General features: G+C 73.1%; 17 protein-coding genes and 1 riboswitch. Of the genes, 12 read left to right on the plus strand and 5 right to left on the minus strand.

Annotation, left to right across the window (positions count from 1 at the left end):
• Positions 1-73 precede the first annotated feature (73 nt).
• Together O3W51_RS07655 and O3W51_RS07660 are read right to left on the minus strand one after the other, a co-directional pair.
• Positions 74-298 (minus strand): helix-turn-helix domain-containing protein, encoded by a 225-nt coding sequence (locus O3W51_RS07655; protein WP_187144825.1) that lies wholly within the window; start codon positions 296-298, stop codon positions 74-76.
• Between the two features lie 392 nt (positions 299-690).
• On the minus strand, positions 691-2,289 hold the full coding sequence (locus tag O3W51_RS07660; RefSeq protein WP_138355003.1) for an ABC-F family ATP-binding cassette domain-containing protein: 1,599 nt from the start codon (positions 2,287-2,289) through the stop codon (positions 691-693).
• Between the two features lie 346 nt (positions 2,290-2,635).
• Here O3W51_RS07660 and ypfJ point away from each other — a divergent pair, with 346 nt between their 5' ends.
• Complete coding sequence (ypfJ, locus tag O3W51_RS07665) at positions 2,636-3,553, plus strand: KPN_02809 family neutral zinc metallopeptidase (protein ID WP_138355004.1); 918 nt, start codon at positions 2,636-2,638, stop codon at positions 3,551-3,553.
• 85 nt (positions 3,554-3,638) lie between these two features.
• Here ypfJ and O3W51_RS07670 read toward each other — a convergent pair whose 3' ends face one another.
• The 3 genes from O3W51_RS07670 to O3W51_RS07680 form a co-directional block, all read right to left on the minus strand.
• Complete coding sequence (locus tag O3W51_RS07670; RefSeq protein ID WP_187144826.1) at positions 3,639-5,027, minus strand: hypothetical protein; 1,389 nt, start codon at positions 5,025-5,027, stop codon at positions 3,639-3,641.
• Between the two features lie 89 nt (positions 5,028-5,116).
• Positions 5,117-6,232, minus strand: a complete 1,116-nt coding sequence (locus tag O3W51_RS07675) for an alpha/beta hydrolase (RefSeq protein WP_138355005.1) — start codon at positions 6,230-6,232, stop codon at positions 5,117-5,119.
• Between the two features lie 82 nt (positions 6,233-6,314).
• Complete coding sequence (locus O3W51_RS07680; protein ID WP_232484797.1) at positions 6,315-6,962, minus strand: class II aldolase/adducin family protein; 648 nt, start codon at positions 6,960-6,962, stop codon at positions 6,315-6,317.
• A 116-nt stretch (positions 6,963-7,078) separates the two neighbouring features.
• Between O3W51_RS07680 and O3W51_RS07685 the strand changes: the two genes are divergently transcribed.
• The 11 genes from O3W51_RS07685 to cobM all read left to right on the plus strand — a co-directional run bounded on the left by O3W51_RS07685 (position 7,079) and on the right by cobM (position 22,362).
• Complete coding sequence (locus O3W51_RS07685; protein WP_138355006.1) at positions 7,079-8,470, plus strand: NAD(P)/FAD-dependent oxidoreductase; 1,392 nt, start codon at positions 7,079-7,081, stop codon at positions 8,468-8,470.
• A gap of 188 nt (positions 8,471-8,658) precedes the next feature.
• Positions 8,659-9,903 carry an inorganic phosphate transporter gene (locus tag O3W51_RS07690; RefSeq protein WP_138355007.1) on the plus strand — a complete coding sequence of 415 codons (1,245 nt, stop codon included), beginning with the start codon at positions 8,659-8,661 and terminating at the stop codon, positions 9,901-9,903.
• Positions 9,904-9,928: 25 nt separating this feature from the next.
• Entirely contained in the window at positions 9,929-10,162 is a 234-nt protein-coding gene (locus tag O3W51_RS07695; RefSeq protein ID WP_138355008.1) for a hypothetical protein, read from the plus strand.
• A gap of 103 nt (positions 10,163-10,265) precedes the next feature.
• Positions 10,266-10,460: riboswitch (cobalamin riboswitch) on the plus strand.
• A 107-nt stretch (positions 10,461-10,567) separates the two neighbouring features.
• A complete protein-coding gene (locus O3W51_RS07700) occupies positions 10,568-11,530 on the plus strand; it encodes a cobalamin biosynthesis protein (RefSeq protein WP_138355009.1) in 963 nt (320 codons plus the stop codon).
• A complete protein-coding gene (locus O3W51_RS07705; RefSeq protein ID WP_138355010.1) occupies positions 11,527-13,086 on the plus strand; it encodes a cobyric acid synthase in 1,560 nt (519 codons plus the stop codon). The genes O3W51_RS07700 and O3W51_RS07705 overlap by 4 nt, the downstream gene beginning before the upstream one ends.
• On the plus strand, positions 13,083-16,730 hold the full coding sequence (cobN, locus tag O3W51_RS07710; protein ID WP_138355011.1) for a cobaltochelatase subunit CobN: 3,648 nt from the start codon (positions 13,083-13,085) through the stop codon (positions 16,728-16,730). Before O3W51_RS07705 ends, cobN begins: the two co-directional genes overlap by 4 nt.
• Positions 16,727-18,739: a putative cobaltochelatase gene (locus O3W51_RS07715; RefSeq protein WP_198357182.1), complete on the plus strand. Its 2,013-nt coding sequence runs from the start codon at positions 16,727-16,729 to the stop codon at positions 18,737-18,739. Before cobN ends, O3W51_RS07715 begins: the two co-directional genes overlap by 4 nt.
• Positions 18,739-19,335, plus strand: coding sequence for a cob(I)yrinic acid a,c-diamide adenosyltransferase (gene cobO / locus O3W51_RS07720; RefSeq protein WP_138355013.1), 597 nt, complete (start codon positions 18,739-18,741; stop codon positions 19,333-19,335). Before O3W51_RS07715 ends, cobO begins: the two co-directional genes overlap by 1 nt.
• A complete protein-coding gene (locus tag O3W51_RS07725) occupies positions 19,332-20,840 on the plus strand; it encodes a cobyrinate a,c-diamide synthase (RefSeq protein WP_198357181.1) in 1,509 nt (502 codons plus the stop codon). The genes cobO and O3W51_RS07725 overlap by 4 nt, the downstream gene beginning before the upstream one ends.
• Positions 20,837-21,565, plus strand: a complete 729-nt coding sequence (gene cobI, locus O3W51_RS07730) for a precorrin-2 C(20)-methyltransferase (RefSeq protein ID WP_138355015.1) — start codon at positions 20,837-20,839, stop codon at positions 21,563-21,565. The genes O3W51_RS07725 and cobI overlap by 4 nt, the downstream gene beginning before the upstream one ends.
• Entirely contained in the window at positions 21,562-22,362 is an 801-nt protein-coding gene (gene cobM, locus O3W51_RS07735) for a precorrin-4 C(11)-methyltransferase (protein ID WP_138355016.1), read from the plus strand. The genes cobI and cobM overlap by 4 nt, the downstream gene beginning before the upstream one ends.
• The last annotated feature ends 86 nt before the right edge of the window (positions 22,363-22,448 follow it).

Here is a 22,448-nt window from a genome sequence, read left to right on the forward strand (position 1 = left end):
ACCACTGGGTCGACACAGTCGTCGACCGGGTGGGCACGCTGGGGAATCCGGGTCGCGGGAGATGCCCTGCCCGTCAGGCCGTAGCGGCCTTCGACTTACCTCGTGTTGCACCGCCGCGACCGCGCAAGGTCACGCCGGACTCGCTGAGCATCCGGTGCACGAATCCATAGGAGCGGCCGGTTTCTTCGGCCAACGCCCGGATGCTCGCACCGGAGTCGTACTTCTTCTTCAGGTCTGCCGCGAGCTTCTCGCGCGCGGCGCCGGTTACCCGGCTGCCCTTCTTCAGAGTCTCGGCCACCCGTGCCTCCTCTAGGGAAGTGCGCTCTGGACTCTCATGATCACCCCTAGGCGCCTTCCTGGCCACCCATTCGGCAAGGTCCGTACGACAACATTTGAACCGGGGACCTTTTTCCGGCGGCCGGGTGGCGCACGAAGATCCCCGATTTCGTCCGGCGCTTTCCGGACAGTTGTCCGGGCGCCGCGAAAAGTGGCAGGTCATCCATGGTCGGTAAGGAGTTTCCCGACGTCACGCCACTGATCGACTCAGGGCGGCGGTCATACCGCGCCACCGGGTGGCGCGGTATGAGCTCGTCTCACACAGATGATGGATCACCCGTAGGCCGAATGATCCACTGCCAAGTGATCAGGCGGGTCGGCCGGACGGGCCGGCGGGTCGCGGCGGCGCGGCGGTCAGGCCAGCGAGACCAGATCCGCGTAGTCCTCGCCCCACAGGTCCTCGACACCGTCGGGCAGCAGGATGATCTTCTCGGGGGCCAGTGCGTGCACCGCGCCCTCGTCGTGCGTCACCAGGACGACGGCGCCACTGAAGGTGTGCAGCGCGCCGAGGATCTCCTCGCGGCTGGCCGGGTCGAGGTTGTTGGTGGGCTCGTCGAGCAGCAGCACGTTGGCGCTGGAGACCACCAGCGAGGCGAGCGCCAGCCGGGTCTTCTCACCGCCGGACAGGACGCCGGCCGGCTTGTTGACGTCGTCGCCGGAGAACAGGAACGAGCCGAGGATCTTGCGGATCTCGACCAGGTCGGTGTCCGGGGCGGCCGAGCGCATGTTCTCCAGGACCGTGCGCTCCGGGTCCAGGGTCTCGTGCTCCTGGGCGTAGTAGCCGAGCTTGAGGCCGTGGCCCGGCTCGACCTTCCCGGTGTCGGGCGTCTCGACGCCCGCCAGCAGGCGCAGCAGCGTGGTCTTGCCGGCGCCGTTGAGGCCGAGGATGACGACCCGGGAGCCGCGGTCGATGGCCAGGTCGACGTCGGTGAAGATCTCCAGCGAGCCGTACGACTTGGACAGCCCGGTCGCCATCAGCGGGGTCTTGCCGCAGGGCGCGGGGTCCGGGAAGCGGAGCTTGGCGACCTTGTCCGAGACGCGGACGGCGTCGAGGCCCGCCAGCAGCCGGTCCGCGCGCTTGGCCATGTTCTGCGCGGCGACCGTCTTGGTGGCCTTGGCGCGCATCTTGTCGGCCTGCGAGTTGAGCGACGCGGCCTTCTTCTCGGCGTTGCTGCGCTCGCGCTTGCGGCGCTTCTCGTCGGCCTCGCGCTGGGCCTGGTAGAGCTTCCAGCCCATGTTGTAGACGTCGATCTGGGTGCGGTTGGCGTCCAGGTAGAAGACCTTGTTGACGACCGTCTCCACGAGCTGGATGTCGTGGGAGATCACGATGAAGCCGCCGCGGTACGTCTTGAGGTAGTCGCGCAGCCAGACGATGGAGTCCGCGTCCAGGTGGTTCGTCGGCTCGTCGAGCAGCAGGGTGTCGGCGTCGGAGAACAGGATCCGGGCCAGCTCCACCCGGCGGCGCTGGCCGCCGGACAGGGTGGACAGCGGCTGGCCGAGCACCCGGTCGGGCAGTCCGAGGGCGGCGGCGATGGTGGACGCCTCGGCCTCGGCCGCGTAGCCGCCCTTGGTGAGGAACTCGGTCTCCAGGTTGGAGTACTTCCGCATCGCCTTCTCGCGGGTGGCGCCCTTGCCGTTCGCCATCCGCTCCTCGTTCTCCCGCATCTTGCGCAGGACGGAGTCCAGGTCGCGGGCGGAGAGGATGCGGTCGCGGGCGAGGGTCTCCAGGTCGCCGGTGCGCGGGTCCTGCGGGAGGTAGCCGACCTCGCCGGACCGGGTCACGGTGCCGCCGGCGGGCTGGCCCTCACCGGCGAGGACCTTGGTGAGGGTGGTCTTGCCGGCGCCGTTGCGGCCGACGAGGCCGATGCGGTCGCCCTTGGCGATACGGAAGGAAGCGGACTCGATGAGAATGCGGGCTCCAGCACGCAGCTCGAGGCCAGTGGCAGTAATCACGGGAAAAGCTCCAGGGCATGGCGAACGACAGAAAGGGGCGCGGGGGAGGTCGTACGCCGCCGGCTAATGAACGAGAGGGACTGCCATACAGGCCAGTCTACCGGGGTGTGGCAAGCCGGTTGTTGCCCAGGGGAGTGCGATGAGGTGCTACGCGCCCGAGGCCGTCGACCGCGATCAGCTGACCCGTCCAGGCCGTGTGCGGATCCGCGCACGGCTGGGCGACGACGACCGCGGAGCCCCTGGGGACCACGCGGGAGGGCGGCCGGGCGACACGGGCGGGCCGGGGCGGGCTTCGCCCGTTCGGTCCTGGGGCGCCGGGGTGGGGCAAATCACCCATACTCGTCGTATGCAGTTCGACGACAACGCGAAACTGGACACGTCACAGGTGCAGGACCAGCGCGGTGGCGGCTCGTCCGGCGGCGGACCGTTCGGTGGTGGCGCTCCCAGCGGCAAGGTGGTCGGCGGCGGCATCGTCGGCCTGATCGTGGTCGTGATCGGGATCGTCCTGGGCATCAGCCCCAACCAGATGGGCCTGTCCGGCAGCGCCACGGACACCGCGCCGCGCACCGGCGCGGCCGCCGATCTGGCGCAGACCTGCGCGACCGGCCGGGACGCCAACACCCAGGGGCAGTGCCGGATCGTCGCGGTGGTCAACAGCGTCCAGGCGTACTGGACGAACGAGTTCCGGCAGCGTGGCGGCACCTATCAGCCGGCGCCGACCGTCTTCTTCGACCGGCCGATGCGCACCGGCTGCGGCGTCGCCGATCCGCGGACCGGGCCGTTCTACTGCCCCGTCGACCGCAAGGTCTACATCGACCTGAACTTCTTCGCCACGCTGCAGAGCCAGTTCGGCGCCGAGGGCGGGCCGTTCGCGGAGAGCTACGTCGTCGCCCACGAGTACGGGCACCATGTGCAGAACCTGCTGGGGACGCTGCGCGCCGCCCAGGACGGGCGCACCGGGGCCACCAGCAAGTCGGTACGGGTCGAGCTGCAGGCGGACTGCTACGCGGGCCTGTGGTCGAAGAACGCCACCATGACCATCAACCCGGCCACCGGCAGACCGCTGATCACCGCCGTGACGGCGGACGACATCGCCCGCGGCCTGGACGCGGCGGCCGCGGTCGGCGACGACGCGATCCAGTCCCGCGCGCAGGGTCGGGTGACCCCGGACAACTGGACGCACGGCTCGTCGGCGCAGCGCCAGCAGTGGTTCACCACCGGTCTGCAGACCGGTGACCCGGCGCGCTGCGACACGTTCGGATAGCCCCACAGCAGGGAGGGACGGCGACGGCCCGGCGGGTGTTCCCGCCGGGCCGTCGCCGATCGTCGTCGTCCCGGTGCCCGAGCGGTCAGGCGCCGCCGGTGTGCACCTGGAAGGCGGCCCGGCGGACGGCCTTGGCGACCGCGGGGTCCGGGTGCGCGGCGGCCAGCGCCACGAGCACCTGGACAGTACGGGGGTGCCCCGCGCCGCGGATCTCCACCAGGAGCGACCGCACCGAGCCCTCCACCGCCGCGTCGAGATGGCTGACCAGCAGCTGCCCCTCGCCGTGGTCGGCGACGGCCGCGGCGGTGTCCACCCACAGCCAGGCGGTCTCCTCGCGGGTCAGCAGCCCCGCGACGGCCTCCGGGTCACCGCCGTCCTGCTCGGCCAGCCACAGCAGCGCGTACGGGCGCAGCGTCGGCTCCTCGGAGGAGGCGCGGACGGCGGGCTCGGCGGGCGCGCCGACCACCCGGAGCGCCTCGAAGGCCAGACCGCGCAGCAGCGCGTCCTCACCTCGGGCGGTCTCCAGCAGTTCGGCGACGGCCAGGCCGACGGGCCGGGCGGCGAGCCAGGCGCGGTACTCGGCGCGGGCCGGGCCCGGGGAGAGCCGAGCGCAGGCGCGCAGCATCTTCTCCGCGGACTGCTCGATATGGCCGGCCGGGCCCTGGGCGGCCACACAGATCTGTTCCAGCTTGACCCAGACCGCCCAGTTGCCGAGCGGGGTGAGCGCGGCCTCCTGGGTGTCGGAGCAGGCGTCGCGCGGATACAGCGCCCCGACCCCGGCGACCGCGTCGAGCACCCAGTTCAGGAGCGCGGGCAGCGGGTCGTGGGCGCCGTCGGCGGGCGGCTCGTGCCGTTCGGTCCGCAGCTCCGCGACCCGCTGGCGCAGCAGGTCCAGCAGGGTGTCGACCGGTACCGGGCCCGAGGAGAGGTGCAGGAAGGACAGCAGCTGAGGGGTTGCCTCGATGACCTCGGCCACCAGCGAGGGATCCGCCTCGGCGGGGTCGCCGGGCGGATGCGCGAGGGACCAGGCGTCGAAGAGCGCGACCCAGCCGCGCAGCACCGCGGTGTTGTCGCGGTCCCAGGCGCGCAGCCGCCAGCCGGGGCGGGCGGCGCCCTGATGGAGTTCGATCAGGCCCGCGAGCCGGGCCCGGTCCCAACCGGACCGGATCTGCCGTTCCGTCAACTCCAGCGCGGCGGCTGCCTGCTGGACGTCGGCGTCCGGAAGTATCCCGGTCGGACCTGCGGTACCGGGTCCCGCTTCGGCCCACCGCGCGAGGCGGACCGTGTCGGCGAGTTCGGCGCGCGCCTGGCGGGCGAGCTCGGACAGCGCGGGGGTGCCCTCGGGCGGCCGCGGCGGGCGGGAGCGCCGCGCTGTCGCCGTGGGGCGGGCGGCGGAGCCCCCCACCGCGAAGGCCAGGGAGGGTCGTCGGGGGACAAGGCGGAGCGGCGTGTCTCGCGAAGTACGGGACGTCACTGGAGCAGTGTCCCGGGTGAGGCCCCAGAATCCCAAACGCGCTCCGGGGCGGCGCCCCTCACGCTGCGCTCCCGGCTCCGTGCCGAGCGCTACATCAGAGGGGTCAGGAAGCGTCGCAGGGCCTCTTCGTACGACGCCGGGTCGACGTTCCACATAGCGCTGTGGGAGGCGCCGGGGACGGTGTGGAGCGTGACCAGATCCGGTCGCCTCGCGGCGAGTTGGCGCGATCCTGACCAGGACGAGAGGGTGTCGTCCGGGCCGTGCACGACCAGTGCGGGAACGCTCAGCCGGGCGGGGTCCGCGGCGTCCGCGATGCGTTCCGCATGCAGCCCGGTGCGGCCCTCCGCGGCGCGCACCCCGAGCGGTACGAGCGCTCCCGGCACGCCGTGGGAAAACGCCGCGGCGCGCACGGTCGATTTCCAGTCCAGGACGGGTGAATCGAGGATCAGCCCGCTGATCCGGCCCCGGAGCGCCGAGTGGTCGGCGGCCCGCAGCGCCATCGTGGCGCCCGTCGACCACCCGTAGAGGACGAACCGCTCGGCGCCGTACTCCGCGGCGTACTTCATCGCCGCGTCGAGGTCGCGCCATTCGGTGTCGCCGAGGTGTCCGAGGCCGTCCGGTGAGGGCGGGGCGCCGGAATCGTTGCGGTAGGCGAGGTCGAGCACCGGGAAACGGTGGCCGTGCAGGGCCGGCAGGACATTGAGCGGGAGTTCGCGGGTCGCGCCGAGGCCGTGCACGGTGATCACCCACGTCGAGCGGGCCCCGGGCACGAACCAGGCGGGCAGGGGACCGAGTTCGCCGGGCACCAGCACCTCGGCGTAGTCCAGACCGAGGGCGCTGCGCGGGTCGCCCGCGTGGACCTGGGCCGTCATCCGGACCATCGTGCCGGGGTCGAGGGCGCCGCTGTAGACGCGGTCCAGGCGCCGGGCCACCGTGTCCGGTGTCGTCCACAGCACCTCGCCGACCGCGGCGTGCACGCCGTCGCCGGACAGCCCGTAGACGCCCGGCCGCAGGGAGGCCAGGGCGCGGGTCATGCTGACCTGGCCGGGCGCGGTGGCGTGGACGGTGACCCGCTCGTCCGGTTCCGGGCCGTCGGTGGACGGTTTGAGGGCGAGGTCGGACACGTACCGTCCGGCCGCCACAGCGGCCGCGCCGGCACCGAGCACGGTGGTGGCGGCCACGGCCGCCACGGTTCGTATACGCATCGGTTCCAGTGTCGGCGGGGCGGCGCGATGCGGCCAGTGGACAGCGGCCGGCCGGGTCACCGGCGGTTCCGGCCGGGCGGTGTCAGCCGGGCTGGCCGTAGCCGCGCAGCCGCCCGCCCGCGTCGTCCAGCTCGGCGTCCGACAGCAGGGCGGGGGTCAGTCCGGGGACCGAGCGGGCGGTGAGCCAGACCTGGCACATCCACTCCAGCTGCGCCGTACGGTCGTACGCTTGATCGAGTGTGGCGCCGTACACGAGCGTGCCGTGGTTGCGCATCAGGCACGCGCTGCGGTCGCGCAGTGCCCGCAACACCTGCGCGGCCAGTTCGTCCGTGCCGTAGGGGGCGTAGCCCGCGACCCGGATCCGGCCGCCCATCGCGGCCGCCATGTAGTGGATCGCCGGAAGTTCGTCCACCAGGGTCGAGACGGCCGTGGCGTGCACCGCATGGGTGTGCACGATGGCCCGCGCACCCGTGCCGCGGTAGACGGCCAGGTGCATCGGCAGCTCGCTGGTGGGGCGCAGCCGTCCGGCGACCTGCCGGCCGTCCAGATCGACGGCGACCGCGTCGACGGGGCCGAGCCGGTCGTACGGGACGCCGGTCGGCGTCACCAGCACCAGATCGCCCACCCGGACCGAGACATTGCCGGACGTACCGACCACCAGGCCGTCCGTGACACTGCGCCGGGCCGTGGCGACCAGCTCCGACCAGGCTTTCTCCATGGCATCGCGCATCCGTCGATCCTTACAGGTTGGGCGTTGCCGCGTCCTCGCGGGGCGCAGTACCGTCCCGCACACCACCGGCCGCACACCACGGCCCACCGGATCGCATCACGGATTGCAGGGGCATCATGACCACCGTCAACGGCGGCATCTCCTTCTGGTACTCGCAGACCGGCGTACCCGCGCCGCGCGAGCCACTGCCGGGTGACACGACCGCGGACGTCTGCATCGTCGGTGGCGGCTACACGGGCCTGTGGACCGCCTACTACCTCAAGAAGGCCGTGCCGTTCCTGCGGATCACGGTGCTGGAGCAGAAGTTCTGCGGCTACGGGGCGTCGGGGCGCAACGGCGGCTGGCTGTACAACGGCATCGCGGGCCGCGACCGGTACGCGAAGCTGCACGGCCATGAGGCCGCGGTCGCGCTGCAGCACGCGATGAACGAGACGGTCGACGAGGTGGTGCGGATCGCCGCCGAGGAGGGCATCGACGCCGACATCGTCAAGGGCGGGGTGCTGGAGGTCGCGCACTCCCCCGCGCAGCTCGCCCGGCTGAAGGCGTTCCACGCGGCGGAGGTGGCCTTCGGCGAGAAGGACCGGCTGCTGCTGGGCGCGGGCGAGTCCGCGGAGCGGATCCGGGTCGCCGGGACCTCCGGCGGCACCTGGACGCCGCACGGCGCCCGTATACATCCGGTGAAGCTTCTGCAGGGGCTGGCGAAGGCCGTCGAGGCGCTGGGCGTAGTGATCCACGAGTCCACCACGGTGACCGAGATCAAGCCGAAACACGCGATCACCCCGTACGGAACGGTGCGCGCCCCGTACGTGCTGCGCTGCACGGAGGGCTTCACGGCCTCACTCAAGGGGCAGAAGCGGTCCTGGCTGCCGATGAACTCCTCGATGATCGCCACCGAGCCGCTGCCGCGGCAGGTGTGGGACACCATCGGCTGGGAGGGCCGCGAGACGCTCGGCGACATGGCGCACGCGTACATGTACGCGCAGCGCACGGCCGACGACCGGATCGCGCTGGGCGGCCGCGGGGTGCCGTACCGCTTCGGTTCGCGGACGGACAACGACGGACGGACGCAGCCGGCCACGGTCGAGGCGCTGCGCGAGATCCTGGTCCGCTTCTTCCCCGCGACCGCCGGGGTGGCGATCGAACATGCCTGGTCAGGGGTGCTGGGCGTGCCGCGCGACTGGTGTGCGAGCGTGGAGCTGGACCGGGCCACCGGGCTCGGCTGGGCGGGCGGCTACGTCGGCAGCGGCGTCGCGACGGCGAACCTGGCGGCGCGCACGCTGCGCGATCTGGTGCAGCTGGACTCGGGTCAGGGGCACGGCACCGAACTGACCGCGCTGCCCTGGGTGGGCCACCGGGTGCGGCGTTGGGAGCCTGAGCCGTTCCGCTGGATCGGGGTGCACGGAATGTACGCGGCCTACCGTGGCGCGGACCGCCGTGAGCTGTCCGGGCGCAGCAGCGAAACGGACCCGGTGGCACGCGTCGCGGACCGGATCTCCGGGCGGCACTGAAACGAATTCCGGGGGCGGTGCCGGGCCGGGTCCCCGGCGGCAGCGCAGTCGCCCCAACACCCGGCATGGCCTGAAGAATCCGGTCCGCGGGCACCGGCACCATGCGGCCGCCGCCAGTTAACCTTCCGTTCACTCAGGCTCCGTACGGTCGCCACCGCCACTGTCCGATCAAACGATTGCCTGGGTAAATGGAACACATCACGCTCCTGATCGGAATCGTGATCGTGACCGCTCTCGTGTTTGATTTCACGAACGGTTTCCACGACACCGCCAACGCGATGGCCACCACCATCTCCACCGGCGCGCTCAAGCCCAAGACGGCGGTGGCCATGTCCGCCGTGCTGAACCTCCTCGGCGCCTTCCTGTCCGTGGAAGTCGCCAAGACCATCTCCGGCGGCATCATCGACGAGAGCGCGGGGATCCGACCGGAAGTCATCTTCGCGGGTCTGGTCGGCGCCATCGTCTGGAACATGCTGACCTGGCTGGCCGGGCTCCCGTCCAGCTCCTCCCACGCACTGTTCGGCGGCCTCATCGGCGCGACCCTGGTCTCCGTCGGCGCCCATGGCGTCAACGGCGACAAGGTCGTCATGAAGGTCCTGATCCCGGCGCTCGCCGCCCCGGTCGTCGCGGGCCTGGCGGCGATGCTCGCCACCAAGCTCACCTACCGGATCGGCCGCAACAGCGACCCGAAGGCGACCGCCAAGGGCTACCGGGCCGGGCAGATCGCCTCGGCCGGCCTGGTCTCGCTCGCGCACGGCACCAACGACGCGCAGAAGACGATGGGCGTCATCACCCTCGCGCTGATCACCGGCGGAGTCGTCGCCCCGCACGCCGACCCGCCGATGTGGGTCATCGTCTCGGCCGGCACCGCCATCGCGCTCGGCACCTACCTCGGCGGCTGGCGCATCATCCGCACGATGGGCAAGGGCCTCACCGACATCGAGGCACCGCAGGGCTTCGCCGCCCAGACCGGCGCCGCGGCCACCATCCTGGCCTCCTCGCACCTCGGTTTCGCGCTCTCCACCACCCAGGTCTGCTCGGGCTCCGTGATGGGCTCCGGTGTCGGCCGCAAGGGCGCGGTGGTCCGCTGGAGCACCGCGGGCCGCATGGTCGCCGCGTGGGGCCTGACGCTGCCCGCCGCCGGCCTGGTGGCCGCAGGGGCCGCATTGCTGGCCGACCAGGGCACGTGGGGCATCGCCGGGGTCGCCGTCCTGGCGCTCGCCGCCTGCACCGCGATCTGGCTCGCCTCGCGCCGCAAGCCGATCGACCACAGCAACGTCAACGAGCTCCCGGTCGAGTCGCAGGGTGCGGTCACCGCCGCCATCGCGGCCGTCAGCCCGCCGCCCGCCGGACCGGTCGCCCCGCTCGCCGCGACCATCCCGGCTCCCGCGGCCGTCGCCTCCCCCGCCGACGCCGCACCGGCCACGGCCTGATCCCGGCACGGAAGGAATCAGCACCATGCAGATCGACTGGCAGGCCCTCGGTACCGTCCTCGGCGTCACCCTCGCGGTGACCATCGGGCTGGTGGGCGTCTTCACCCTCGGCATCGTCGGACTCGCCAAGCGCGAGTCCGGCACGGACGGAGCCGCCGTCTCCGGCGGTTCCGCCGTCCTGACCCGGACCGGCGCCTACGCGTGCTTCGCGCTCTGCGCGGCGGCGGTGGCGTACGGCATCTTCCTGATCGTCGCCTGATCCTCTGCGACGCACGGCGCGCCGACGGCGCAGGCCCGCATCCGCGAACCCGCGGGTGTGGGCCTTCGCACATCTTCCGTCGCAGGTCAACAGCGAGTTGACGGGGTTCGCGGCACGTGGTGGACTGCCCGGTGCCATACGGCGGTAGGAGAGGAAGTCCGGTGTGAATCCGGCGCGGTCCCGCCACTGTCACCGGGGAGTGCACCCCAACCCGAACGTCAGGCCCGAGCGATCGGCCGGACGGTCCGGGGTGCGCGGACCCGGGAGCCAGGAGACTCTCAACCGCCGGTCACGTCGAACCAGGGCGCGGACCCTGAGTGAGGACTCCTGCCATGCCCGGCCGCCGTCGTACTCCACCGGATCCCCAGGCCCTGTCCCGTCGAGGCGTGACGGCGGGCTGACGCCGTGCGAGCCGGACACGCCTTCGCGTGCGGCGCCGCCCTCGGCCATCTCGGCGACCTGATCGCGGGCGATCCACGCCGCGGCCACCCGGTCGCCGTGTTCGGCCGCGCCGCGGCCGCCGCCGAACGCCGGCTGTGGCGCGACCACCGCGGCCACGGCGCGCTGTACACCGCGCTGTGCGCGGGCGGCGCGACCGCCGCCGCCGCGCTGGCCGCACGGACCGTCCGTTCCTCCCCCACCGCCACCGTCGCCCTGACCGCGGCCGCCACCTGGTCGGTGCTGGGCGGCACCTCGCTGGGCCGTGAAGCGCTGGCGGTCGCCGCGGCGCTGGAGGCGGGCGACCTCGCAGCGGCCCGTGAGCGGCTGCCGAACCTGTGCGGCCGCGACCCGCAGGCCCTGGACGCCGCGCAGATCGCACGGGCCGTCGTGGAATCCGTGGCCGAGAACACCTCGGACGCGGTCGTCGGCGCCCTGGTGTGGGGCGCGGCCGCCGGTGTCCCGGGGCTCGTCGGCTTCCGCGCCGTCAACACCCTGGACGCGATGGCCGGCCACAAGTCGCCGCGCTACCGCCGGTTCGGCTGGGCCTCCGCCCGCCTCGACGACGTCGCCGGCTGGCCCGGCGCCCGGCTGACCGCCGTCCTCGCCACGCTCGCGGGACCCGATCCGCGCGGCGCGCTGCGCGCCTGGCGCCGCGACGCCGCCGGCCACCCCAGCCCCAATGCCGGCCCGGTGGAAGCCTCCTTCGCGGGCGCGCTGGGCGTCCGGCTCGGCGGGACCCTCGCCTACGCCGGCCGCGTGGAGCACCGCGCCGTGCTGGGCGCCGGCAACCGGCCGCCCGAGGTCGCCGACATCGCCCGCGCCGTACGGCTCTCGCGCCGCGTCGGCGTGCTGGCGCTGGCGGTCTGCGCCGGCGGGCGGCTGGCCGTCACCGCGCTGTCGGCATCCACCGAGAAGGGAACCCGATGAGCAGTACGCGCGGCGCGAGCCGCACCGGCGGAGGGCTGCTGGTCGCCGGGACCACGTCCGACGCGGGCAAGAGCGTCGTCACGGCGGGCATCTGCCGCTGGCTGGTCCGGCAGGGTGTGAAGGTCGCGCCCTTCAAGGCGCAGAACATGTCACTGAACTCGTTCGTGACGCGCGAGGGCGCGGAGATCGGGCGGGCGCAGGCCATGCAGGCGCAGGCGGCGCGGGTCGAGCCGACGGCGCTGATGAACCCGGTGCTGCTCAAGCCCGGCAGCGACAGCAGCAGCCAGGTGGTGCTGCTCGGCAAGCCGGTGGGAGAGATGAGCGCCCGCGGTTACCACGGTGGGAAACAGTCCACGCTGCTCCCCGTCGTGGTGGAGTGCCTGGCCGAACTGCGGGGCACGTATGACGCGGTGATCTGTGAAGGGGCGGGCAGTCCGGCCGAGATCAACCTGCGGCACAACGACATCGTGAACATGGGCCTGGCCCGCGCGGCACGGCTGCCGGTCGTGGTGGTCGGCGACATCGACAGGGGCGGCGTCTTCGCCTCGTTCTTCGGCACGACGGCGCTGCTCAGCCCCGAGGACCAGGAACTGGTCTGCGGCTACCTCGTCAACAAGTTCCGCGGCGACGTCTCGCTGCTGGAGCCGGGCCTGGACATGCTGCGCGGGCTGACCGGCCGGTCGGTGTACGGCGTGCTGCCGTTCGCGCACGGGCTGGGCATCGACGAGGAGGACGGGCTGCGGGTCTCGATGCGCGGCGCCGTACGGGAGTCCGTCGTCACCCCGCCGCACGGCGAGGACATCCTGCGGGTCGCGGTCGTCGCCGTGCCGCTGATGTCGAACTTCACCGACGTCGACGCGCTGGCCGCCGAGCCGGGCGTCGTCGTGCGCTTCGTCGACCGGCCGCAGGAACTCGCCGACGCCGACCTGGTGGTGCTGCCCGGCACCCGGGGCACTGTCAGAGCGCTGGCCTGGCTGCGCGAGCGCGGGCTCGCCGACGCGATCGTCCGGCGGGCCGCGGAGGGCCGTCCGGTGCTGGGCATCTGCGGCGGCTACCAGATCCTCGGCGGGACGATCGAGGACGAGATCGAGTCGCGCGCCGGCCGGGTGGACGGGCTCGGACTGCTGCCCGTCCGCGTCCGGTTCGCGGCGGAGAAGACCCTGGCCCGGCCGGTCGGCGAGGCGCTCGGCGAACCGGTCGAGGGGTACGAGATCCACCACGGGGTCGCGGAAGTGCTCGGCGGCGACGGGCCGTTCATGACCGCCGACAACGGTCGGGCACTGGACGGCTGCCGGTCGGGCGCCGTCTGGGGCACCCACTGGCACGGCTCGCTGGAGAGCGACGGCTTCCGCCGCGCCTTCCTGCGCCGGATCGCCGAACAGGCCGGCCGCCGCTTCGTCCCCGCACCCGGCACCTCCTTCGGGGCGCTGCGCGAGGAACAGCTCGACCGCCTCGGCGACCTGATCGAAGAACACGCGGACACCGCCGCGCTCATGCGGCTCATCGAGGACGGCGCACCCGCCGGCCTACCCTTCCTTGCTCCGGGGGCACCGTGACCACCGTTCTGCTGCTGTCCACCGCCGACACCGACCTGCTGGCGGCCCGCGCCTCCGGTGCGGACTACCGGATCGGCAACCCGACCCGGGTCGGCCCCGGCGACCTGGCCGCGCTGACCGAGGGCGCGGACATCGCCGTCGTGCGGCTGCTCGGCGGCAAGCGCGCCTGGGAGGACGGACTCGCCGCGCTGCGCACGTCCGGCATCCCGACGGTGCTGCTCGGCGGGGAGTCGGTGCCGGACGCCGAACTGATGGCGGAGTCCTCGGTTCCGGCGGGCGTCGTCGCGGAGGCGCTGCGCTATCTGGTCGAGGGCGGCTCGGCGAACCTGGTGGAGCTGGCCCGCTTCCTGTCGGACACGGTGCTGCTGACCGGTGAGGGCTTCGAACCCCCGGCCACCATGCCGCAGTACGGGACGCACGGCGCGTACCCGTTCACCGAGGGCCGCCCGACCGTCGGGGTGCTCTTCTACCGCGCCCACGAACTGTCCGGGAACACCGGCTTCGTGGACACGCTGTGCGCCGCGATCGAGGCGAAGGGCGCCAACGCGCTGCCCGTGTACTGCGGGACGCTGCGCGGCGCGGACGCCGGCCTGTACGCACTGCTGGGCCGGGCGGACGCACTGGTCGCGACCGTCCTGGCGTCCGGCGGCACCCGCGCCTCCGACGCCTCGGCGGGCGGGGACGACGAGGCCTGGGACATCGGCGCGCTCGCCGATCTGGACATCCCGGTCCTCCAGGGCCTGTGCCTGACCTCGTCCCGCGCGGCCTGGGCGGCCTCCGACGCGGCGCTGTCGCCGATGGACGCGGCGATGCAGGTGGCGATCCCGGAGTTCGACGGCCGGCTGATCACCGTCCCGTTCTCCTTCAAGGAGACCGGCGAGGGCGATGTCCCGGTGTACGTCGCCGACCCCGAACGCGCCGCGCGCGTCGCCGGGATCGCGGTCCGGCACGCCGCGCTCAAGCACAAGCCGAACCCGGAGAAGAAGCTCGCGGTCGTCTTCACCGCGTACCCCACCAAGCACTCGCGGGTCGGCAACGCGGTCGGCCTCGACACCCCCGCCTCGGCCGTCGGCCTGCTGGACGCGCTGCGCGGCGCCGGATACGCCGTCGACGGGTACCCGGACAACGGCGACGAGCTGATCCACCGGTTGATCGCCGCCGGCGGCCACGACGTCGAGTGGCTCACCGAGGAGCAGTTGTCCGCCGCCCCGGCCCGGGTTCCGCTCGCCGACTACCAGCGGTGGTTCGCGACGCTCGACCCCGAGCTGCGCGCGGGGATGCTGGAGCACTGGGGAGAGCCGCCGGGCACCCTCTACCTCGACGGCGAGGACATCGTCCTGGCGTCCCTGCAGTTCGGGAACGTCGTGGTCATGATCCAGCCGCCGCGCGGTTTCGGGGAGAACCCGATCGCGATCTACCACGACCCGGACATGCCGCCGTCGCACCACTACATGGCGGCCTACCGCTGGCTCGACAACACGTTCGGCGCCGACGCCATCGTCCACATGGGCAAGCACGGCACCATGGAGTGGCTGCCCGGCAAGGGCCTCGGCCTGTCGGCGGGCTGCGCGCCGGACGCGGTGCTGGGCGAACTGCCGCTCGTCTACCCGTTCATCGTCAACGACCCGGGTGAGGGCACGCAGGCCAAGCGGCGCGGCCACGCCACCGTCGTCGACCACCTGGTGCCGCCGATGGCGCGCGCCGACACCTACGGCGACCTCGCCAAGCTGGAACAGCTCCTCGACGAGTACGCGCTCGTCTCGGACCTGGACCCGACGAAGACCCCGGCCGTCCGCAGCCAGATCTGGACGCTGGTGCGGGCCGCCGAGCTCCATCACGACCTGCACGTGGACGACCAGCCCGACGAGGACGCCTTCGACGAGTTCGTCATGCACATCGACGGCTGGCTCTGCGAGATCAAGGACGTGCAGATCCGCGACGGTCTGCACATCCTCGGCGGCGGCCCCGTCGGCGGGGCCCGGGTCAACCTGGTGCTCGCCATCCTGCGCTCCTCCCAGGTGTGGGGCGGCGTCGGCGCCGCGCTGCCGGGACTGCGGGCCGCGATGGCCGAGGCGTTCGGCCTCGACGAGAAGGCGCTGCTCGCCGAACCCGGCGCCCGGCTCGCGGTGCCGGCCTCACTGACCGCGCTGGCCGACGGGCCGGCGCGAACGGCTGCCGACGCCGTCGACCTGCTGGAGACACTCGCGCGCCGGCTGGCCGGGGCGATGGAGGAGTCCGGCTGGAGCCGGGCCGCGGCCCCCGGGATCGTGACGGAGGTGCTCGGCTCGCCCGTCCGGGACGCCGTGCGGATCCTGGAGTTCGCCGCCGAGGAGGTCGTGCCCCGGCTGGAGCGCACCACCGACGAGATCGACAACATCCTGCGGGCGCTGCGCGGCGGCTACGTACCGGCCGGCCCGTCCGGGTCCCCGACCCGCGGCCTGGTCAACGTCCTGCCGACCGGCCGCAACTTCTACTCCGTCGACCCGAAGGCCATCCCGTCCCGGCTCGCCTGGGACGTCGGCACGGCGCTGGCCGACTCGCTGCTGGAGCGGCACCTCACCGACACCGGCGCGTACCCGAAGTCCGTCGGCCTGACGGTGTGGGGCACGTCGTGCATGCGCACCCAGGGCGACGACATCGCCGAGATCCTCGCCCTGCTGGGCTGCCGCCCGGTCTGGGACGACGCCTCACGCCGCGTCACCGGGTTCGAGGTGGTGGGCCTGGAGGAGCTGGGCCGCCCGCGCATCGATGTGACGGTCCGCATCTCCGGCTTCTTCCGCGACGCCTTCCCGCACGTCATCCAGCTCCTCGACGACGCCGTCCAGGCCGTCGCGGAACTCGACGAGCCCGCCGAGTCCAACTACGTCCGCGCCCACGCCGACGAGGACACGGCAGAACACGGCGACCGCCGCCGTGCCACGGCCCGCATCTTCGGCTCCAAGCCGGGCGCCTACGGGGCCGGCCTGCTGCCGCTGATCGACGCCCGCAACTGGCGCTCCGACGCCGACCTCGCCGAGGTCTACGCGGTCTGGGGCGGCTACGCGTACGGGCGCGGCCTGGGCGGCCGCGCGGCGCGCGGGGACATGGAGCAGGCGTTCCGCCGGATCCAGGTCGCCGCGAAGAACGTCGACACCCGCGAGCACGACATCGTCGACGCCGACGACTACTTCCAGTACCACGGCGGCATGGTGGCGATGACCCGCCACCTGACGGGTGTCTCCCCCGCCGCCTACGTCGGCGACAGCGCAACCACCGACCAGGTCAAGACCCGCACCCTGGGCGAGGAGACGCACCGCGTCTTCCGCGCCCGCGTGGTCAACCCCCGCTGGATGGCGGCCATGCGCCGGCACGGCTACAAGGGCGCCTTCGAGATGGCCGCGACCGTCGACTACCTCTTCGGGTACGACGCGACGGCCGGCGTCGTGGACGACTGGATGTACCAGCGGCTCGCGGCGGAGTACGTGTTCGACAAGGAGAACCAGGACTTCATGAAGAAGTCCAACCCCTGGGCGCTGCGCGGCATCAGCGAACGGCTGCTGGAGGCCGCCGACCGAGGTCTGTGGGCCGAGCCCGACCCGGAGACCCTGAACCAGCTCCGCGAGATCTATCTGCAGCTCGAAGGCGACCTGGAAGGCGACTCATGAGCACCCCCTATCCGTTCACCGCGATCGTCGGGATGACCGACCTGCGGCTCGCGCTGCTGCTGAACGCCGTATCGCCGGCGGTCGGCGGTGTGCTCGTGCGCGGCGAGAAGGGCACCGCCAAGTCGACGGCCGTGCGGGCACTCTCCTCGCTGCTGCCGGACGTCGCCGTCGTCGGCGGGTGCCGGTTCTCGTGCGATCCGGCGGCGCCGGACCCGGCGTGCCCGGACGGCCCGCACGCGATCGGCGCGGGCACCGCCCGCGCCGCGCGGATGGTGGAGCTGCCGGTCGGTGCCTCTGAGGACCGGCTGGTCGGTTCGCTGGACATCGAGCGGGCGCTGTCCGAGGGCAAGAAGTCGTTCGAACCGGGGCTGCTGGCCGACGCGCACCGGGGCGTGCTCTACGTCGACGAAGTGAACCTGCTGCACGACCACTTGGTCGACCTGCTGCTGGACGCCGCCGCCATGGGCGCCTCCTACGTCGAGCGCGAGGGCGTCTCCGTACGGCACGCGGCCCGCTTCCTGCTCGTCGGCACCATGAACCCGGAGGAGGGCGAGCTGCGCCCGCAGCTCCTCGACCGGTTCGGGCTGACGGTGGAGGTCGCGGCGTCCCGCGAGACGGACGAGCGCGTCGAGGTCGTACGGCGCCGGCTCGCGTACGACGAGGACCCGGCGGCGTTCGCCGGGAAGTGGTCGGGCGACGAGGACGCGCTGCGGGCGCGGATAGTGGCGGCGCGGGCGCTGCTGCCGTCCGTGGTGCTCGGTGACCGGGCGCTGCGCCAGATCGCCGCGACCTGCGCGGCGTTCGAGGTCGACGGGATGCGCGCGGACATCGTGATGGCGCGTACCGCGACCGCGCTGGCCGCGTGGGACGGGCGGACCGAGGTCATCGCGGAGGACGTCCGGCAGGCGGCGCTGCTGGCGCTGCCGCACCGGCGCCGCCGCAACCCCTTCGACGCGCCGGGCCTCGACGAGTCGAAGCTCGACGACACGCTGGAGCAGAACAGCGGCGGCCCGGACCCGGAGGACGACCCGGATCCGGACGGCCCCGACGACGGCGGCGGGCAGCCGCCGGAGGGTGGTCCTGACGACGGACCGCAGGACGGGCCCGAGGAGAGTCCGGAGGAGACTCCCGCACCCGACGAGTCCGCCGGTCAGCAGCAGGGCGGGGCGTCGGGCGGTGGCGAGCAGAGTGCCGCGCCGGCGGGCGAGCCGTTCAAGACCAAGGCGTTCACCATCCCCGGTATGGGCGAGGGCGCGGCAGGCCGCCGGTCGCGGGCGCGGACCGCGCACGGCAGGACGACGAGCGCGCGGCGGCCGCAGGGCCAGTTGACGAAGCTGCATCTGGCGGCGACGGTGCACGCGGCGGCCCCGCACCAGCGGGCCCGCGGGCGCAGCGGTCCCGGTCTGGTGATCCGGAAGGACGATCTGCGGCAGGCGGTGCGGGAGGGGAAGGAGTCGAATCTGGTGCTGTTCGTCGTCGACGCCTCCGGCTCCATGGCCGCCCGGCAGCGCATGACCGCCGTCAAGGGCGCCGTCCTGTCGCTGCTGATGGACGCGTACCAGCGGCGCGACAAGATCGGGATGATCACCTTCCGCGGCGCGGACGCCGAACTGGCGCTGCCCCCGACGTCGTCGGTCGAGGCGGGCGCGGCGCGGCTGCAGGTGCTGCCGACGGGCGGCCGGACGCCGTTGGCGGCCGGGCTGCTGAAGGCGCGCGAGGTGCTGCGGATCGAGCGGCTGCGGGACGCGTCCCGCCGGCCGCTGCTGGTCGTGGTGACGGACGGCCGGGCGACCGGCGGACCCGAGCCCGTACAGCTGGCCTCGCGGGCGGCGCGGCTGCTGAACGCCGAGGGCGTGGCGTCGGTCGTCGTCGACTGCGAGTCGGGTCCCGTGCGGCTCGGCCTGGCGGGCGCGCTGGCGCTCGACCTCGCCGGGACCGCCGTGACGCTGGAGGAACTGCGCGCGGACACCGTGTCCGCGCTCGTACGTGATGTGCGGAGGGCCGCGTAATGCCGCAGGGACAGCCGAGCAGCGTGCCGGACGACGGGCTCACGACGCGCCAGCGCCGCAACCGGCCGCTGACCATCGTGCACACCGGCATCGGCAAGGGGAAGTCGACGGCCGCCTTCGGGCTCGCGCTGCGCGCATGGAACCAGGGGTGGCCGATCGGGGTGTTCCAGTTCGTCAAGTCGGCGAAGTGGAAGGTCGGCGAGGAGCGGGCGCTGCGGGTCCTCGGCGACTCCGGCGAGGGCGGCACCGTCGCCTGGCACAAGATGGGCGAGGGCTGGTCCTGGGTGCAGCGCGACATCGCCGACAGCGAGGAAGCGGCCAAGGAGGGCTGGGAGCAGGTCAAGCGGGACCTGGCCGCCGAGACGTACCAGCTGTACGTGCTGGACGAGTTCGCGTACCCGATCCACTGGGGCTGGGTGGACATCGACGAGGTGATCCAGGTCCTCAACGACCGCCCCGGCACCCAGCATGTGATCATCACCGGCCGCAACGCGCCGGAGAAGCTGGTCGAGGCCGCCGACCTCGTCACCGACATGACGAAGGTCAAGCACCCGATGGACGCGGGCCAGAAGGGCCAGAGGGGCATCGAGTGGTGACGTCCCTCCCCCGTCTGGTCATCGCCGCGCCCTCCTCGGGCAGCGGCAAGACCACCGTGGCCACCGGGCTGATGGCGGCCTTCACCGGGGCCGGCCTCGCCGTGTCCCCGCACAAGGTCGGCCCGGACTACATCGACCCGGGCTACCACGCGCTCGCCACCGGCCGCCCGGGCCGGAATCTCGACGCCTTCATGTGCGGCCCCGAACTGATCGCCCCGCTCTTCCTGCACGGGGCGGCCGGGGCGGATCTGGCGGTCGTCGAGGGCGTCATGGGCCTGTACGACGGGGCCGCGGGGCAGGGCGAACTGGCGTCGACCGCCCAGGTGGCGAAGCTGCTGCGCGCCCCGGTGGTGCTGGTCGTCGACGCCTCGTCGCAGTCCCGGTCCGTAGCCGCGCTGGTGCACGGCTTCGCGTCCTGGGACCCGGAGGTACGGGTCGCGGGCGTCATCCTCAACAAGGTCGCTTCCGACCGCCACGAAGCTCTGCTCCGCGAGGCGCTGGACGAGTCCGGCGTGCCGGTTCTCGGCGCCCTGCGCCGCACCGAACAGGTCAGCGTCCCCTCCCGGCACCTGGGACTGGTCCCGGTCGCCGAACGCAGCGCCGACGCGGTCGGCGCGGTGCGCGCGATGGCCGCCCAGGTCCGTGCCGGTTGCGACCTGGAAGCCCTGCTGAGCCTGGCGCGCGGCGCCCCGCCCCTGGACGCCGCCCCGTGGAACCCTACGGGGCTCTTCCCCCGCCCCGCCCCTTCCCGAAACCAGGGGGCTCCGCCCCCCGGACCCCCCGAGTTGTGGGCAGGCGTTCCGCAGGGCGAGCGAAGCGAGATGGGGGCACCTCCCGGCCGAAGGTTGGGGGAGGGTGGGCACAACCGGGCCACCGGCCCGCACCTGGACCAGGTCCGGGGCGAAGCCCCGGTGGTTGCGGTCGCGGGCGGGCCCGCGTTCACGTTCTCGTACGCGGAGCACGCGGAACTGCTGACGGCGGCCGGAGCCGAGGTCGTGACCTTCGACCCGCTCCGCGACGAGCAACTCCCCGCCGAAACCGCCGCGCTGGTGATAGGCGGTGGCTTCCCGGAGGTCTACGCGCCGGAACTGTCGGCGAACGAGCCGCTGCGCAAGGCCGTGGCGGAACTGGCGGCCTCCGGGGCGCCGGTCGCCGCCGAGTGCGCTGGCCTGCTCTACCTGGCGCGGGAGCTGGACGGGAGGCCGATGTGCGGCGTGCTCGACGCGACCGCGCGGATGTCGGAGCGGCTGACCCTCGGGTACCGCGAGGCGGTGGCGGTCTCGGACAGCGTGCTGGCGGAGGCCGGCACCCGCGTGCGCGGGCATGAGTTCCACCGCACGGTCATCGAACCGGGCGCGGGCGCCACGCCCGCGTGGGGGGTGACGCGGCCGGAGCGCCGTGTCGAAGGATTCGTCCACGGGGGCGTGCACGCCTCGTATCTGCATGTGCACTGGGCCGCCGTTCCGAGCGTGGCCCGAAGACTGGTGGAGAGGTGTTCCGAATGAGCGGGCGGCTGATCGGGGTCGGGGTGGGCCCCGGCGATCCGGAGCTGGTGACCGTCAAGGGTGTGAACGCCCTGCGGGCGGCGGCGGTCGTGGTCGTCCCCGTGATGGACACCCTCGAACGCGGCAGGGCCGAGGCGACGGTGCTGCACTATGTGGAGCAGGAGAAGATCGTACGGATCGTGTTCGCGCTGAACGAGCGGACCGACCGGGCACGGCGTGAGGCCGCGTGGGACGCGGCGGGCGAGCAGGTGGCCGAACTGCTGCGGACGCACGGCACGGTGGCGTTCGCGACGATCGGCGACCCCAACGTCTACTCGACGTTCACGTATCTCGCGCTGACCGTCGGGGAGCTGGTCGACGGCGTCGCCGTCGAGACCGTCCCCGGCATCACCGCGATGCAGGACCTCGCCGCGCGCAGCGGTGCCGTGCTGGCCGAGGGGACCGAGCCGCTGACGCTCGTGCCCGTCACGGCCGGGTCGGCGGTGCTGAAGGAGGCCCTGGAGGGGCCGGGCACCGTCGTGGCGTACAAGTTCGGCCGGCTGGCGGCGGAGGTCGCGACCGCGCTGCGGGAGACCGGCAGGACCGAGGGCGCCGTGTGGGGTTCCGCGCTCGGGTTGCCCGAGGAGTCCATCCGCCCCGCCTCCGAGCTGCTCGAAGGCCCGCTCCCCTATCTCTCGACACTGATCGCTCCCGCCCGCCGGGACACCCGTGGAGGCAAGCTGTGACCGGCAAGGTGACCATCGTGGGGGCAGGGCCCGGCGCCGCCGACCTGCTGACGTTCCGGGCGGCCCGCGCCATCGCGGCCGCGGACATCGTCATCTGGGCGGCGAGCCTGGTGCAGGCGGAGGTGCTGGAGCACGCCCGTGAGGGCGCGGAGATCCTGGACTCGGCGACGATGTCGCTGGAGGACGTCGTCGCGGTCTACGAGCGGGCGCAGGCCGAGGACCTGAAGGTGGCGCGGATCCACTCCGGCGACCCGGCCCTGTGGGGCGGTACGCAGGAGCAGGTCGACCGGTGCGACACGCTCGGCATCGAGGTCGAGATCATCCCGGGTGTCTCGTCCTTCTCCGCGGTCGCGGCCATCGCGCAGCGCGAGCTGACGATCCCCGAGGTCGCGCAGTCCGTGATCCTGACCCGGCTGGGCGGCGGCAAGACGCCGATGCCGCCGGGCGAGGAGGTACGGGAGTTCGCCCGGCACGGCACGACGATGGCGCTGTTCCTGTCGGCCGCCCGGTCGGGCCAGCTGGTCACGGAGCTGCTGGAGGGCGGCTATCCGACGGAGACGCCGGTCGTGATCGCCTATCAGGCGACCTGGCCGGAGGAGCTCGTGCTGCGCTGCACGATCGCGACGCTGGAGGAGACGGTCAAGGAGCACAAGCTCTGGAAGCACACGCTCTTCCTCGTCGGCCCGGCGCTCGCGGCGTCCGGCACCCGCTCGCACCTGTACCACCCGGGCCACTTCCACGGTTTCCGCAGGGCGGACCCGGTGGCCCGGCGCGCGTTGCGCGAGTCCAAGGCGTAAGCCGCCCCCACCAGCGACACGACCCCGGAAGGAAGGGACGGCCTTGAGCCGGACGCCGTACGAGCAGTACGCCCAGCCCGGCCCGC

The sequence above is a fragment of the Streptomyces sp. H39-C1 genome (genome assembly GCF_027158125.1).
Taxonomy (GTDB): domain Bacteria; phylum Actinomycetota; class Actinomycetes; order Streptomycetales; family Streptomycetaceae; genus Actinacidiphila; species Actinacidiphila fildesensis.

What these genes read in the sequence shown, in the direction of transcription:
- ypfJ (WP_138355004.1), top strand. Translation starts at nt 2,636, where the DNA reads ATGCAGTTCGACGACAACGCGAAACTGGACACGTCACAGGTGCAGGAC.
- O3W51_RS07675 (WP_138355005.1), bottom strand. Translation starts at nt 6,232, where the DNA reads ATGCGTATACGAACCGTGGCGGCCGTGGCCGCCACCACCGTGCTCGGT.
- O3W51_RS07680 (WP_232484797.1), bottom strand. Translation starts at nt 6,962, where the DNA reads ATGCGCGATGCCATGGAGAAAGCCTGGTCGGAGCTGGTCGCCACGGCC.
- O3W51_RS07685 (WP_138355006.1), top strand. Translation starts at nt 7,079, where the DNA reads ATGACCACCGTCAACGGCGGCATCTCCTTCTGGTACTCGCAGACCGGC.
- O3W51_RS07690 (WP_138355007.1), top strand. Translation starts at nt 8,659, where the DNA reads ATGGAACACATCACGCTCCTGATCGGAATCGTGATCGTGACCGCTCTC.
- O3W51_RS07695 (WP_138355008.1), top strand. Translation starts at nt 9,929, where the DNA reads ATGCAGATCGACTGGCAGGCCCTCGGTACCGTCCTCGGCGTCACCCTC.
- O3W51_RS07705 (WP_138355010.1), top strand. Translation starts at nt 11,527, where the DNA reads ATGAGCAGTACGCGCGGCGCGAGCCGCACCGGCGGAGGGCTGCTGGTC.
- O3W51_RS07715 (WP_198357182.1), top strand. Translation starts at nt 16,727, where the DNA reads ATGAGCACCCCCTATCCGTTCACCGCGATCGTCGGGATGACCGACCTG.
- cobO (WP_138355013.1), top strand. Translation starts at nt 18,739, where the DNA reads ATGCCGCAGGGACAGCCGAGCAGCGTGCCGGACGACGGGCTCACGACG.
- cobI (WP_138355015.1), top strand. Translation starts at nt 20,837, where the DNA reads ATGAGCGGGCGGCTGATCGGGGTCGGGGTGGGCCCCGGCGATCCGGAG.